Here is a 550-nt window from a genome sequence, read left to right on the forward strand (position 1 = left end):
GCAGAAAGCTATGTAGCACGTGGCACTGGGGAGGAAATAAGTAGGTTATGCAGTCAGCCTCTCACACCAGAGTATTTTACCCGTACTACCATACTGGTAAAACAGTTTCATATAAGTTATGTAGCCCGCAAGATTTTACAAAGTCGCAAAGACGGTAAAAACTTTACCTTATACGAACCTCTACCAGTGCACACCCCTGCACCTATAGGGCGCAATGCTGCCGAACAAGAACAAATTAACCAACTATCGGCAAACCAAAAAGTAAATAAACAGCACACCGCCGATAAGTTAAAAGACAAAAACCTAACAGAGGCTAAAGAATATATAGCTACCGAAAAGCGTTATTACCTTACCGTCTTAGCTTATGTAGATGCTATCGAGCGCATAATATCTTTAGCTAAAGCAGGCAAATTTCCTTTTAGTATTAGTGTAATAGAGCATTATTTATTACACAATTATCGCCAAGCCCTTATAGTTTTGTACGACATAACCACCGAAGTAAACACCGCTATAGCCCTTACGGTAGCACGTGAAAAAGGCACAGAGGCAA

The 550-nt window shown here is 40.7% G+C and carries 1 protein-coding gene; it reads left to right on the top strand.

Annotation, left to right across the window (positions count from 1 at the left end; all coding sequences use genetic code 11):
• A partial coding sequence (locus tag HMPREF9441_RS15140) for a hypothetical protein (RefSeq protein WP_008622698.1) occupies positions 1-550 on the top strand: 550 nt, incomplete at both ends.

Source organism: Paraprevotella clara YIT 11840 (assembly GCF_000233955.1).
GTDB lineage: Bacteria > Bacteroidota > Bacteroidia > Bacteroidales > Bacteroidaceae > Paraprevotella > Paraprevotella clara.